At 36.9% G+C, this 14,953-nt stretch carries 13 protein-coding genes; 3 read left to right on the forward strand and 10 right to left on the reverse strand.

Annotation, left to right across the window (positions count from 1 at the left end):
- Positions 1-97 precede the first annotated feature (97 nt).
- The 10 genes from M030_RS0117170 to M030_RS0117215 all read right to left on the reverse strand — a co-directional run bounded on the left by M030_RS0117170 (position 98) and on the right by M030_RS0117215 (position 11,350).
- Positions 98-1,198: a DegT/DnrJ/EryC1/StrS family aminotransferase gene (locus tag M030_RS0117170; protein WP_034722816.1), complete on the reverse strand. Its 1,101-nt coding sequence runs from the start codon at positions 1,196-1,198 to the stop codon at positions 98-100.
- 59 nt (positions 1,199-1,257) lie between these two features.
- Positions 1,258-1,716, reverse strand: coding sequence for a regulatory protein RecX (locus M030_RS0117175; RefSeq protein WP_171032604.1), 459 nt, complete (start codon positions 1,714-1,716; stop codon positions 1,258-1,260).
- 56 nt (positions 1,717-1,772) lie between these two features.
- Positions 1,773-3,038 (reverse strand): serine hydroxymethyltransferase, encoded by a 1,266-nt coding sequence (gene glyA / locus M030_RS0117180; protein WP_027374628.1) that lies wholly within the window; start codon positions 3,036-3,038, stop codon positions 1,773-1,775.
- A gap of 152 nt (positions 3,039-3,190) precedes the next feature.
- Positions 3,191-4,096 carry an NAD(P)/FAD-dependent oxidoreductase gene (locus M030_RS0117185; RefSeq protein WP_027374629.1) on the reverse strand — a complete coding sequence of 302 codons (906 nt, stop codon included), beginning with the start codon at positions 4,094-4,096 and terminating at the stop codon, positions 3,191-3,193.
- 152 nt (positions 4,097-4,248) lie between these two features.
- Complete coding sequence (blaCIM, locus tag M030_RS0117190) at positions 4,249-5,004, reverse strand: CIM family subclass B1 metallo-beta-lactamase (protein ID WP_027374630.1); 756 nt, start codon at positions 5,002-5,004, stop codon at positions 4,249-4,251.
- 67 nt (positions 5,005-5,071) lie between these two features.
- The gene (locus M030_RS0117195; protein WP_027374631.1) at positions 5,072-6,601 is read right to left on the reverse strand and encodes a glycosyltransferase family 39 protein; all 1,530 of its coding nucleotides are present in this window, start codon (positions 6,599-6,601) and stop codon (positions 5,072-5,074) included.
- A gap of 118 nt (positions 6,602-6,719) precedes the next feature.
- On the reverse strand, positions 6,720-7,931 hold the full coding sequence (locus M030_RS0117200) for an efflux RND transporter periplasmic adaptor subunit (protein WP_027374632.1): 1,212 nt from the start codon (positions 7,929-7,931) through the stop codon (positions 6,720-6,722).
- A 94-nt stretch (positions 7,932-8,025) separates the two neighbouring features.
- Positions 8,026-9,297 carry an ABC transporter permease gene (locus M030_RS0117205; protein WP_027374633.1) on the reverse strand — a complete coding sequence of 424 codons (1,272 nt, stop codon included), beginning with the start codon at positions 9,295-9,297 and terminating at the stop codon, positions 8,026-8,028.
- 40 nt (positions 9,298-9,337) lie between these two features.
- On the reverse strand, positions 9,338-10,567 hold the full coding sequence (locus M030_RS0117210) for an ABC transporter permease (RefSeq protein WP_027374634.1): 1,230 nt from the start codon (positions 10,565-10,567) through the stop codon (positions 9,338-9,340).
- Between the two features lie 93 nt (positions 10,568-10,660).
- Positions 10,661-11,350: an ABC transporter ATP-binding protein gene (locus tag M030_RS0117215; protein ID WP_027374635.1), complete on the reverse strand. Its 690-nt coding sequence runs from the start codon at positions 11,348-11,350 to the stop codon at positions 10,661-10,663.
- 424 nt (positions 11,351-11,774) lie between these two features.
- On the opposite strand from M030_RS0117215, the gene M030_RS0117220 reads away from it, so the two are divergent.
- From M030_RS0117220 to M030_RS0117230, 3 genes are all read left to right on the forward strand, one after another.
- Complete coding sequence (locus M030_RS0117220) at positions 11,775-12,749, forward strand: ribonucleotide-diphosphate reductase subunit beta (protein ID WP_027374636.1); 975 nt, start codon at positions 11,775-11,777, stop codon at positions 12,747-12,749.
- A 131-nt stretch (positions 12,750-12,880) separates the two neighbouring features.
- Positions 12,881-13,171 (forward strand): hypothetical protein, encoded by a 291-nt coding sequence (locus tag M030_RS0117225; RefSeq protein ID WP_027374637.1) that lies wholly within the window; start codon positions 12,881-12,883, stop codon positions 13,169-13,171.
- Between the two features lie 55 nt (positions 13,172-13,226).
- Positions 13,227-14,885 carry a ribonucleoside-diphosphate reductase subunit alpha gene (locus M030_RS0117230; protein WP_027374638.1) on the forward strand — a complete coding sequence of 553 codons (1,659 nt, stop codon included), beginning with the start codon at positions 13,227-13,229 and terminating at the stop codon, positions 14,883-14,885.
- The last annotated feature ends 68 nt before the right edge of the window (positions 14,886-14,953 follow it).

Consider the following 14,953-nt stretch of genomic DNA (forward strand, 5'->3'; position numbering starts at 1 on the left):
ACGGTACAATCTCAGTTACCAATTTAAAATACTGTAAAGCATTGCTACAAAATTAAAATAAAATATCGTCTATGCTTCAGATTTTAAAAAAATAAATCTAGCTCCTGAAATTTATTAAAATGTTCATTATTTTATCTTTGTCACGATCAGTCAAATTTGTGCCTGACGGTAAACATAAACCCTTGTCAAAAATTATACCACAAACATTACTTCCAAAGAATTTATACTCTTTAAAAAGTGCTTGCAAGTGCATGGGTCTCCACAAATACCTGGTTTCTATATTATTTTGAGAAAACTTTCTTTTTAAATTTTCTTTTGTTGTTTCTATATTATTTCCTTCAATGGTGATTGTATTTAACCAATAATTAGAAAAATAACCATCCGCAGGTTCCTCAAAAAGATTTACTTCCTCAATATTTTTAAAAATATTTTTATAAAATTCGTGATTTTCTCTTCTTTTAAAAATTCTTTCTTCCAAAACCTCAAGCTGCCCCCTGCCGATTCCTGCAGATATATTATTCATCCTATAGTTATATCCTACTTCGGAATGGCTGTAATAGTCTCTGTTTTCTTTGGCCTGGGTGGCAAAATAGATCGCCCTATTCTTACTTTCCTTATTCCGAGATATCAGGATCCCACCGCCTGAAGTTGTGATAATTTTATTTCCATTAAAGCTGATGACTGAAAGATCCCCAAAAGTTCCACAGGGTTTATTTTTATACTTACTTCCCAAGGCTTCTGCACTGTCTTCAATGACCGGAATATCATATTTCATTGATAATTCAAGGATTTCATCTACCATAAATGGCATTCCGTATAAAGAAACGGTAATGATTGCTTTGGGTTTTTTACCTTGCTTCAAGCAGTATTTAATAGCATCCTCCACGGCGTTTGGACACAGGTTCCAGGTAGTAGACTCACTGTCTACAAAAACAGGTATCGCTTTTTGATAAAGTATAGGATTTGCGGAAGCAACAAAAGTAAAGGACTGGCATATGACGAAATCCCCTTCTCCCACATCCAGCAATCTTAATGCAAGGTGTATTGCTGCTGTACCGGAAGACAACGCCGTTACGAATGAATTATTTCCCAGTGAATTTTCCAATATTTTTTCAAATTCATCGATATTTGATCCATACTGAGAAATCCAGTTGGTATCAAAAGCATCCTGTATATATTTCAATTCGTTTCCTCCCATGTGCGGAGGTGACAACCAGATCTTATTTTCTTCCAAGTCTTTTGTGTTGTTATTAATTTTCAGCCAAAAATATCAATTATTTTCTCATATTCAAAACCTCTGCTCATGAGATATTTTATGGTTTTGGATTTTCTTTGATATTCGGGCATCCCTTTTTGCTTTGAAAAGTAGTCTTCGTAGATTCTTGAAATTGTTTTTATATAGTCATCTTCATAAATTTCATCAAAGCACTTATTCATCAGTCTTTCAGAAATTTGCTTCTGTTTAAGATGCATTCTGATCTTATTTTTACCCCAATGTTTGATATAAAATTTTCCTCTGATATAGCTACGGGTAAAACGCTCTTCGTTGAGATAATTTTCTTTCAAAAGAAATAAAATAATTTCTTCTTTTGCTTCATCAATAAGCAAAAATTCTCTCATTTTCTGTTCTACTTCTGCATGACAGCGATCCTGATATACGCAATAGCTGACCAGTTTTTGCTTAATTTCATCAAAAGTAAAAGATTTTTTCTCCATGTGTATAAAAAAAGAATGAGCAAGCGCTCATTCTTTATATGTTATAATACTCTCAATTAATAGTTGAATAAAGCCTTCCCTTCCATCAGTTCGTTTACTTTCTTTCTTACGGAAGCAAGAACTTCTTCGTTTTTGATATTGTCAACAACTTCAGAAATAAGTCCTGCAATAGTATCCATATCATTTTCTTTAAGGCCTCTGGTAGTAATGGCAGCTGTTCCTAATCTGATACCTGATGTAGTGAATGGTGATTTATCATCAAAAGGAACCATGTTTTTGTTACATGTAATATCGGCAAGAACTAATGCTTTTTCAGTTTCTTTACCGTTTACTCCTTTATTTCTAAGATCTACCAACATAAGGTGATTATCAGTTCCTCCACTTACAATATCAAATCCTCTGTCGATCATTGCTTTTGATAAGGCCTGAGCATTAGCTTTCACTTGTTTTGCATAGGTTTCAAACTGTCCATCAAGAGCTTCTCCGAAAGCAACTGCTTTACCGGCGATCACGTGCTCCAGCGGACCTCCCTGTATTCCCGGGAATACAGCTCCGTCCAATACCTGGCTCATCATTTTAATTTCTCCTTTGGGAGTCTTATGACCGTATGTATTTTCGAAATCTTTCCCCATCATAATCATTCCTCCTCTTGGACCTCTTAATGTTTTATGAGTGGTCGTAGTTACTACGTGGCAATGTTCAAACGGAGAATTCAGTAATCCTTTGGCTACAAGACCTGCAGGGTGTGCAATATCAGCCCAAAGTGTCGCACCTATTTCGTCTGCAATCTCTCTGTATTTAGCATAATCAAGATCTCTTGAATAAGCAGAGAAACCTGCAATCATCATTTTTGGTCTTTCTCTTAGAGCTACTTCTCTCATTTGATTGTAATCGATAAGGCCTGTTTCTCTTTCTACTCCGTAAGAAACGACCTCGTATTGAATTCCTGAGAAGTTCACGGCAGAACCATGAGTAAGGTGTCCTCCCATTGAAAGGTCCATCCCCATAATTTTATCACCTGGTTTCAAAACTGCAAGATAAATGGCTGCATTGGCCTGAGAACCTGAGTGTGGCTGTACATTTACATAATCTACACCGAAAAGCTCTTTTGCTCTGTTGATCGCAAGAGTTTCAACCTCATCTACTACTTCACATCCTCCGTAATATCTCTTTCCGGGATATCCTTCAGCATATTTATTGGTCAGTACACTTCCCATTGCTTTCATCACATTTTCAGAAACAAAATTTTCTGATGCGATAAGCTCTAATCCATGAGTTTGTCTTTGTCTTTCTTTTTCAATCAGGTCGAAAATAATATCCATTTTACTTTTAGTTTTTGAAATTTTTCACTCCAAATGTACGGATTTTTCGTCGAGATTTCAGTATCAAAAAAATGATTTTTGAACGCGAGATATGGAAAAACAATAGGTTAAATTATGACTTCAGGTCTTCATAATCATATCAGATTCATGGTTTAAAAAGCTTCATCAGCGAGCTCTTTATTGGCTACAGCGCCCGCAAAATTTCCTTGAGCAACGGCATTAGCAACCGATCTCATCATCGTTACATTATCACCACAGGCAAAGACTCCGGGAATACTTGTTTTCTGCATAAAATCAACTTTTACAAATCCCTGTTCTGTCATTTCGCAGCCAAGATCTTCAGAAATATTGATATTTTGTTGGAAAGGAATTTTAGCATATAAAGCTTTTAGCGGAAGAAAAGTTCCGTCTTTAAAGACAACCTTTTGAATATATCCGTCTGTATGTTCAATCTTATCAATTTCATTTTCATTCAGGCTGATAGTATTTTGTTTTAATTTTTCAATCTGTTCATTTGTTAAAACAGAATTTCCATTCGTCAGCAAGGTCAGGTCTTTTGTCATGTTAAAAACCAGTTTTGAAAAGTCAAAAGCCATATCTCCGTCAGACAGAATTCCCGTGGTCTCATTTTTCACTTCATAACCGTGGCAATAAGGACAATGGAGTACAGAAATTCCCCAGCACTCTGCAAACCCCGGAATCTCAGGCATGATGTCTTTTACTCCTGAAGCCAAAATCAGTTTTTTAGCGTAAAAAAAATCATGGGTATCGGTTTCTACTTTAAAACCTTCGGGAGTCTTTTTTGTCTTAATGACAGTTCCCGGATAAAATTTCACTGTATTATATTTTTCTACCTGTTCTCTGGCCAGCCCCGCAATTTCTTTCGGAGGCCTTCCGTCGTGAGTGATAAAATTGTGTGAATGGGGAGTCTGCCTGTTGCAGGGTTTTCCGCTATCAATGATTGCAACATTTCTCAATGATCTTCCTAAAGCCATCCCTGCAGATAACCCTGCATAGCTGCCTCCAATGATAATAACGTCAAAATTTTTATTTTCCATTGTAATTGGTTCTAAAGCAATAATAACTGTTTGCCATGACAAAGATAAATCAAAAAACAGTTAACGCAATAAAGTTGCATTAAATATTTTTATATATTTATATTTATTATACACCTGATCCGTGGAAAGGAAAATTCTATGCATTAAAGAGGCTATGATTCATCCTTGAACAGGGCAATCGTATAATCCAGTAGTTTTATTCCTCCTGTATCACCATGACCCGGGATGATAATTTTCACATCAGGATAATGTTTTTTTATCTTGGCCACGGTAGCTGACCAGTCTTTTACATTAGCATCTCCTAAGTAGCCTTTGCCTGCTCCTATTTCTTTGATCAAACAACCTCCAAACATAATCCGTTCATCAGGAAAGTAGGCTACTACATTATCTTTTGTATGGCCTTCACCGAAATATTTCACAAAAACATTCGTACTCCCGACTTTTAATGTCAGATCATTGTCAAAACTATACTGTGGAATATTTGCATTATTCTTTTGAGCAAGACCGATTGTTTTCTTACTGGCATAGGAAGGGATCTTATTTTTATCAAATTCTTTAAGACCGCCCAAGCAGTCATTGTGAAAATGAGTAGCAACGACAGCATTAACACCTGCATTCAGATTATTTTTAATCCAGGAAATAAGGTCTGCTGAACTTTTGTCATCAGAAGGAGTATCTAATATTACGGTTTCATCTCCCTGCTTTACAACCATTCCGTTGCAGGGTACCCGGCCAAAAGAGTCTGTATTCAGGTAAGAAATATGCTGGTACACATGATCGGACAACTGAATAACGGTGAGGTTATCGGTTTTAAAGACTACCTTAGGCACATGTGAAGGTTTCTTGGTATTGCAATTCAAAAAAAATAAAAACAGGGAAAGTAATAGTATTTGGGAAACGGACTTCATATCAATTCTTTAACGATGTAACTAATTTAAAGATTCTTATCCGTTACCTCTTGCCAAAAAAAGTTAATTATCTGTTAAGATACCCTTTAACCTCATCTATTTCATCTGATACTCTTTTGTTGATGTCTATTTTCGCTCCTTTAAACCCGAAAATAACGGCACCGTTTTCTCTTGCAAACGGATTGGTAACTGAACCAACCACTACACTGTTTTCGAAATAAGGACCTGTTTCCCTGAGCTCATTTTTAGACTCGGAATAATCTTTAACCCTGATGACATTATTATATTTTTTACTTAAATCAAACCAATTGATATAATCTGCATTGAATGACACAGCCCTGATTCCCAATTTCGAATAATAATTGATGGCACCGGCCTGGCCGTAATTGTCACATAAAACCAATGTATTTCCTGATTTTGACAAATAAGAGTATTCGCTATCTACTTTCTGTGCCAGCTCCTTCCATCCCTGCATATCAGCAAAATCCTGAGGTAAGGAATGATCTTTTCCGTCTTCCCATCGAAGCAAACCTATCTCTTTGTACCATTTCGGGTGACCTGCAATATACTCAGGACTGTTATTGGGGAATGCAAAGAAATATAAGGGAAGAAACATAAGTATGGGAAATATAATACATAAAGGTTTACAAACTTTTTTCCATCCTTTACCGAACCAATAATCAAGATAAACACTCCCAAAAGCAATATACACGGGATAAAGCCCTATCGCATAATAATCTTTTGCTTTGAAAAACATAAATAATCCTATTGTAAAGACATATCCCCAGAAAAAGAACCGGAATTTTTCAAAAGGCCGATAAAACAACAAGGCATACCAGCCGGCAATAACAGCAAAAACAATCCCTATAAAAAACAGCATCTGAGCTTTTAAAAAATCAAATCTGTTCACATTAACCAACTGCCGTTCTGAAAGTTCTTTCATATGGTGTATGACAGGAAACCGATAATGATATTGCCAGAGAAGATTGGGCAACACAATGATGAATGTTAAAAGTAACGCTCCATATACATGTTTGTTGATGAAAATTTTCCTTTGACGGGTGAATAAAAGGGCCGGAATAAAACCCAACGCAAGAAAAGCAATATTGTATTTATTTAAAACCCCAAGGCCAAAAACAAATCCTCCCCAATAGAGCCATTTTACTTTTTCTGAATTGATATATTGGATCAGAATGTAGAAAAACAAGGTCCATAGAAGCACTTCTAATGAATTAGGCTGGAAAAGCATATTTAAACGGAGAAGTATTGATAATAGCAGTCCTAAAGAGGCTAAAACCTGAGCAAACAGGCTTCCCTTTAATTCTTCAATGATCTTCCAGACTACAACGATCGTTAAGGCTCCGAATAAAGCCGGGAAAAATTTAACCCAAAACACAGAACCTCCCAACATCCTGATCATCCAGGCCTGCCATGAGGTAACGGGTGGAACAGACAAATATCCCCATGCGAGGTGATATCCCTGATCGAGGTGCAGATATTCATCGCGCTGCAATTCATATTCCGGAGCAATGAGTGAATACTGAAGAATAAACTTTGCAATAATAAAAAGAAGGAGGACCACATAACTTTTCTTCATGGTTTAAAGTTTGGAATTAAAATTAAGACATTTTACCTTTCTTTTTTATTACATCACAAAAAATCCCGGAGACAGGTCTCCGGGATTCAACAGTTTAAAAATGTATAGTGTTAGTTTATTATTTTTTCTTTGCTTTTTCTTTTAGTTCTTCTTTATCTTTATCAGACGGGTTCCATACTTTCACTTCAGAATCTTTGGTTATTTCTGAGCCAGGAAGAATCTGAACATTGATCCCATCGCTGGCTCCCAGTTTCAAGTATACCTTTTTAAATTTTCCGTCTTTTTGCTTTACCTCTGCAAAAGGAACATCTTTCCCCTGTTTCTTTTCATACTGAACGAGGGACTCATCCAACAGCAGAGCATTTTTTTGTGAGCTTAATACAATTTCACCATTCGCAGAGAACCCTGCTCTGATATATTCATTATTAGGATTTTCCACATTCCCTTCTACCGGGAATTTGATGGTTCCTGCATTATCTTTTCCTTTAGGAGCGATCATGGTAAGTTTTCCCGGAAATGTTTTATTCTGTAAGGCACCGATCACAATATTCATTTCCATTCCCTGGCTTAATTTGCCGGCTTGTGCCTCATCAATTTCTCCTTTAAAGATTAAAGAATTTAAGTCTGCTACTGAACAGATCGTTGTTCCGGCGTTGAAATTATTTGCTTCAATCACCTGGCTTCCCAATTTTACAGGAACTTCAAGAACGGTTCCTGATGCCTTGGAACGAATCTGTGTAGTGGCAAGACCTTGCCCCTGAAGTTCCGGAGTTGCTCCTGTTTTTGCAATCTGCAATCTTTTTTGAGCGGTATTCAATTGTTGCTGAGCATTTTTAAGGGTCTGCTGCTGAGAAAACAATTGTTGCTGTGAGTTTAGATAATCCTGCTTAGAAACTACCCCTTGCTTGTAAAGTCTGTCCTGCATATCATATTGCTTCTGCATATTTCCAACATTCAATTTGGCATTACTTATTTGAAGCTGTGCATTTTGAACTTCCTGCTGAGCAGCGTTTACTTCAGAAATACTGGGAACAATTCTTACAGTAGCAATCAACTGTCCTATCTCCACTTTATCTCCTTCTTTCACTAAAATTTTATCGATAATCCCGGTAATATTCGGTTTGATTTCAATTTCCTCTTTCGGAACAATTTTTCCTGTAGCCATTACCTTATCATCCATATTCTGAATCGTAGGTTTACGGGTCAGGAAAGCTTCTCCCTCCTGAGAGTTCGATTTAATAAGATAGCCAATCCCTGAGAACAATGCCACTGCAAATAAAAGCCCCAACACTATATAAATGGCTTTTTTCCAAGTGAATTTCTTTTTCATATGTATAGTTGTATAGTTTATTTTTTTATATAAAGTTTAAAAGCTAAAAACAATTTTTTATCGAATGATGTGATCAATTTTATTTTCAAATGAGTTACTCTGTTCTTAAGGCTTCAATAGGTCTGATCTTTACGGCTCTCTGTGCAGGGATCATTCCGATTATTAATCCTAAAACAACCATCACACCCATGGCTGCAAATACGTTCCCATAATTCACGGTCGGATTATAGAATGGAAATGCGTCCTGGCCCTGCGTCAATGCATTTAAAATCATCAATACAAAAATCCCGAACATAAAGCCCAACAATCCCGAAGAAAGTGTGATTACGACACTTTCCAGCAAGATCTGGTTTCTTACTTCCGAAGGTTTGGCTCCCAGTGCACGCCTGATTCCTATTTCTTTTGTTCTTTCTTTCACTGTAATAAGAAGGATATTGGAAATTGCGATTACGCCTGCGAGAATCGTCAGTGTTCCCACGATAATGGTCAACAGCTGCATTCCGGTAAGGAAACCTGTCAGTTTTTTAAATTCTTTTCCTAAGTTGAAACTCCCGAAAGCATTGGTATCTTCAGGGGAAATTTTATTTTTAGATTTTAATACCTGCTTTACATCCTGTTCTACGGAATTCACATTTGCATTAGGCTTGCTCACGATCGAAAATAAATCAATCTGCTCTCCGGCATTATACATTTTCGTATAGGTAGACAATGGAATAAATGCAGTCTGATCATTTTCAAAACCACCTCCTTTTTTCACTCTGAAAACTCCGATTACATTAAAGAAAATGCCTTTGATATTGACAGATTTACCGATAGGGTTTTCTTTCTTCTTGGAGTCAAAAAAGTTTTTATAAATTTCTTCTCCGATGACAACTACATTTTTATTTCCTGAAACATCAGCATCATTGATGTAGCGCCCGAAAATGAGTTTCTTTTCTGATATTTTATTTCCTACGGCATAATCTCCGGTCAGGGAATACGTTCCGTTTTTACCGTTTCTTGACATCGCTTCACCGGGAGTTCCTGTAAAACTTCCTCTTGCATTTTGTGGTGATATGTAATCTATAGCGGTGACCTTTCTTTTCAGCATATCCATGTCAGAAAGCTGCAAATGCACTTCCCTGCCCTTGGGAAATCCTTCGTACGGAATGGAGGTTTTCTGTGCCCAAAGGAAGATTGAGTTGGTAGCAAATCCTGAAAACAGTTTATCGAAACCGTTTTCCATTCCTTTTGCCGCTCCGAGAAGGCTTACATACAAAAACATTCCCCATCCCACACCGATCATGGTAAGAAATGTACGGAGTTTATTATTCCTCAATGAATAATAAATCTCCTGCCAAGTATCTTTTTTAAATATGATATTCACCTTTCTGAATTATAGATTATACATTCTGTTTGTCTATTCATTATTCCGTTCTCAATGCCTCAATCGGTTTAATTCTTGAAGCTCTGTAGGCAGGAACAAATCCTGCGATGAGTCCTGAGAAAATCAATGCAATAAATGCCATAAACACAGTTCCCCATCCTACACCAGGATTTTTAATAAAAAATTCTTCAAGGCTATCTCCAAGTAAATTCAATGTTAAAATCCCCACACCGACTCCTACAAATCCTGAAATAACTGTAATGACAACACTCTCCTGGACAATCAAAGCAACGATTCCTCTCGGTTTGGCTCCGATCGCCTTTCTCACACCAATTTCTTTGGTTCTCTCCTTTACGATATACACCATGATATTACTGATCCCGATAATTCCGGCCAATAATGTCCCGAGACCGATAAATCCTACAATCGCGGTAAGAACAGCCATAAACGTAAAGGTATCATTCATATTTTTGGCATTATTCCATACACGAACTCCGTTTTCATCATCAGGGGAAACATTTTTTCTAGATTTTAATTTATCCTGCAGCTCATCACCGTATTTGATGGCCTGATCGGGAGTCAATTTATCATTATATGTGATATAGGCTATATTTACCGTATCAGAGCCTTTTTTCATCTGTTGTAAAGTGGTAATCGGCACTGTAATATGTCTTTCGTCCCTGTCTCCACCGTCATCTGAAAAAACTCCGATCACCTTGTACATTGTTCCGTTAATATCCAGCTCTTTTCCAATCGGGCTTCCGTTTTTAATCAAATCCCGCTGCACCATTCTTCCAATGACCGCAACATTCAATTTTCTTGTCAAATCCATGGAGGTCAGGTAGCGGCCGTCAATAACTTTTCTGTTTTCAATAACCTGCTCACCCGGTTCAGCACCATTGATCTGATAAAGGCCACTCTCCTTTCCGTATTTCACCATTAAATTGGCGCTGTATCTGGGGCTGGAGGGACCTGCTTTTTTCTTATCGGCATTCACTAAAAAATCATAGTCTGCATTATTCATGGTAACATTACGATCAGACTGCAGACCTTTATAGGCTAAGGTCGCTTTTCCTGTAGAAATAATAATAAGGTTTTTGGCATCACCGGCGAAACCTTCGGAGAAAGCATTTTGAAGTCCTTTTCCTATTCCGAAAAGCACAATAAAAATAAACAACCCCAAAGCCACCGTAAACCCGGAAAGTACCGTTCGAAGTACATTACTCCGAATAGAACTGAATATTTCCTGCCAACGATCTAGGTCAAACATTTTAGTTGATATTAAAAGATTGAAAAATTTAAAGACTAAAAAACTGTATCATTAAATTTTCAAATTATTCTATTTTCAAATTCTCAAATTCCTTTATAAAACAATCTGCTTAATAAACTCATCACTTTCGATGATCCCGTCTTTCAGCACTACATTCCTTTTGGTCTGCGCTGCCACATCAGGTTCGTGAGTCACAACGATAATTGTTTTTCCTTCATTGTTAATATCCTGAAGAAGCTTCATGATATCGTGAGTCGTTTTGGAATCCAATGCTCCCGTAGGCTCATCTGCCAATACGACTTTTGGATTGGTAATCAAGGCTCTGGCAATAGCAACTCTTTGCTTTTGTCCCCCTGACAGTTCACTCGGAAGGTGGTTCGCCCATTGTGCAAGGCCTACTTTTTCCAGATATTCCATCGCCTTCTGATTACGTTCTTTTCTGGGTACGTTCTGGTAGTATAAAGGAAGTGCTACATTTTCCAGAGCGGTTTTATAATTGATCAGATTAAAGGATTGAAAAATAAATCCCAGGAACCGGCTTCTGTATTCTGCTGCTTTTACTTCAGACAAATGCTCAATGGGAACTCCGTCCAATTCATAAGTTCCTGAATCTTTTTCATCCAGAATCCCAATAATATTAAGAAGTGTAGATTTTCCCGAACCGGAACTTCCCATAATAGAAACAAACTCGCCTTCTGAAATGTTCAGATTAATCCCTTTAAGGACGTGAAGTTTACTTTTTCCCGTATCGTATGATTTATGTAAATCCTGAATTACTAACATTAAGTGATCTATGTTTTATACCCAATAAGTAGATGATATTTTCAAATTGTTACAAGAATAAAAATTTATTCAAATATTTTTTTGTTTAATACATTAATCCTTTATTACAAGCTATTTATTGAATTTTGTTTAACTGTAACTTTAGTTTTCTATCTATTTCTCCACTCTATCCCTCTTCAGGCTATTATTCGTGGCTGTTTCATGTAAATGTGGAAAACTTTTACGGCTAAAAGTCAACTGATTAGTATTTACCTCTTTCAAAATCAGTTCTTTTTTTCGAACTTTGTATTTAGATTCTGATCAGAAACACAAACTTAAAATGTGAATAACCAATATTCACAACCATCACAAAAACAAAAGGTTACACATTTTACGAACGTTATCCACAGAGATCTGAATTATTTAATTATAAAGATATTTTAATATGGGAATTTTTGATAAGAGAGTAAGTTATAAGCCATTTGAATACCCGGAGGTGCTGCAATTTGTAGAAGCAATCAACAAATCATTCTGGGTACATTCGGAAGTGGACTTTACTGCAGATGTACAAGATTTTCATTCGCAGTTGGAACCGCATGAGAAGAACGCTGTGAAAAATGCGCTGTTGGCCATTGCACAGATCGAGGTGTCTGTAAAGACATTCTGGGGAAATTTATATAACCACCTTCCAAAACCGGAATTTAATGGATTAGGATCTACTTTTGCAGAATGCGAGTTCCGTCATTCTGAAGCATATTCCCGTTTATTAGAGGTATTGGGATATAATGACGAGTTCCTTAACGTCATTGAAATTCCTGCCGTAAAAGGCAGAATCGAGTTTCTTGGAAATGCCTTAAAACATGCCAATTCAGCAACTCCCAAAGAATATGTTTCTGCACTGTTACTTTTCAGTATCCTGGTAGAAAACGTTTCTCTTTTCTCTCAATTTGCCATCATTCTTTCTTTCACAAGATTTAAAGGATTCATGAAAAATGTTTCCAATATCATCGCATGGACTTCTGTAGATGAGCAGATTCACGCCAATGCAGGAATCTACCTGATCAATAAAATCCGTGAAGAACAACCTGATCTTTTAACAGACAGCGATATTGAAGATATCTACACGCTGGTAGATGAATCTATCGCAAGAGAAGGTGACATCCTTAGCTGGATCTTTGAATTGGGTGAAATCGACAATGTGTCTAAAGAAGACCTGTTGAACTTCATGAAGTACCGTGTAGACGACAGTTTAAAGAAAATCAATATGAAAACAAGATACAACATCACTCCTGAGCAATACAGACCAATGGTATGGTTCGAGGAAGAAGTATTCGCAAATTCATTGGATGATTTCTTTGCCAAAAGACCTGTAGATTATACGAAACACGATAAGAGTATCACTGCAAACGATTTATTCTAAGAGAAAAGGCGCGAGCGAAGCGAGCGTCGAAACATATAGTATTAGCGTTTTGTCGTTCTGAACAAATAAAGGAATCATACAGCATTCTTCATTTCTCAAAATGACATGTTTAAATAAAAATAAACACAAAAATGATTAATGTAATCGTAACCTATACGGTAAAACCTGAATTTGTTCCAGCTAATAAAGCTAATATTCAAAAGTTCCTGGATGATTTTAAAAACCTGGATCAATCAACCTTTGAATATAAAGTGTATACAAAAGAAGACGGCGTTACATTTTTGCACTATTCAAACTACATCAATGAAGAAGTTCAGCATGAAGTTTTGAATAAACCATCTTTTAAGGAGTTTCAAAGATTAAGAGATGAAAGTGGGCTCAATGGTTCCCACAAAGTAGAAATTTTACAATCAATAATATAAAAAAACAAAATTCCGGAGTGATGATCCCATTCCGGAATTCGAAAATATAACATCTATGGAAGAGCAAAATTCAAATATATGGTGGCTCAACGAGGAGTCTGAGCAAATGCTGAACAGAGGGTATCTGTTGAAAGGGGAAACGGTAGACGGGGCTATCGACAGAATTACCACTGCAGCTGCAAAAAGACTGTATAAACCTGAGCTTCAACCGGCTTTTAAAGAAATGATCACTAAGGGATGGATCAGTTTCTCATCTCCCGTATGGGCTAATATGGGAACGCAAAGAGGTCTTCCTATCTCATGTTTTAACACCCACATTCCTGACAGTATTGAAGGTATTACTCACAAAATGGGTGAAGTAATTATGCAGACAAAAATTGGTGGAGGAACTTCAGGATATTTCGGAGAATTAAGAAACAGAGGTACTGCAGTTACTGACAATGGAAAATCTTCGGGAGCCGTATCGTTTATGAAACTTTTTGATACCGCAATGGATGTTGTATCTCAGGGAGGCGTAAGAAGAGGTGCTTTTGCTGCTTATTTAGATATTGACCACGGAGATATTGAAGAATTTTTATCCATCAAAGATATCGGAAGCCCTATTCAGAACCTGTTTACAGGGGTATGTGTTCCGGATTACTGGATGCAGGACATGATCGACGGTGATATGGAAAAACGTAAAGTTTGGGCAAGAGTTTTAGAAAGCCGCCAGCAAAAAGGTCTTCCATATATTTTCTTTACAGATAACGTTAACAGAAATAAGCCACAGGTTTATAAAGATTTAGGAATGACGGTGAATGCAAGTAACCTTTGTTCAGAAATTATGCTTCCATCCACTATGGAAGAATCTTTCATCTGTTGCCTTTCGTCAATGAACCTTGAGTTGTATGATGAGTGGAAAGATACAGATGCTGTAAAATTAGCTGTGTATTTCCTTGACGCTGTTTTATCAGAATTTATTGATAAGACAGAAGGAAACTATTACCTTCAGGGAGCAAGAAACTTCGCTATGCGTCACAGAGCTCTTGGATTAGGAGTTTTAGGATACCATTCTTATTTACAGAAAAATATGATCCCTTTTGAAAGTTTTGAAGCAACCCAATTCAATGCAAGAGCATTCAGACATATCAAAGAACAAGCTGAACAGGCTTCAAGAGAGCTTGCCAACATATACGGAGAACCTGAGGTATTGAAAGGATACGGACTGAGAAATACCACGACCATGGCTATTGCTCCTACCACTTCAAGTTCTGCCATCTTAGGACAAACCTCTCCGGGAATTGAGCCTTTCTCTTCCAACTACTATAAAGCAGGTCTTGCTAAAGGAAACTTTATGCGTAAAAACAAATACCTTGCAAAATTATTGGAAGAAAAAGGATTGGACAACGAAGAAACATGGAGAACCATCATGTTGAACCACGGTTCCGTACAGCACCTGAATGAACTGACTCCTGAAGAAAAGGCAGTATTCAAAACATTCAAGGAGATTTCTCCGATGGAGATCATTTCTCAGGCTGCACAGAGACAACAATATATAGACCAGGCACAATCACTGAATCTTCAGATTCCTTCTACAATGCCTGTAAAAGATGTGAATTACCTGTATATTGAAGCCTGGAAAAAAGGAGTAAAAACATTGTATTACCAAAGAAGTTCTTCTGTTTCAAAAGAAATGATGGTGAACTTTGTGTCATGTTCAAGCTGTGAGGCTTAGACTCAAGTAATAAACACGCTATATTATTAAAGGCATACCGAAAGGTGTGCTTTTTTATTTTCTTAACC

The organism is Chryseobacterium sp. UNC8MFCol (genome assembly GCF_000482305.1).
Taxonomy (GTDB): domain Bacteria; phylum Bacteroidota; class Bacteroidia; order Flavobacteriales; family Weeksellaceae; genus Chryseobacterium; species Chryseobacterium indologenes.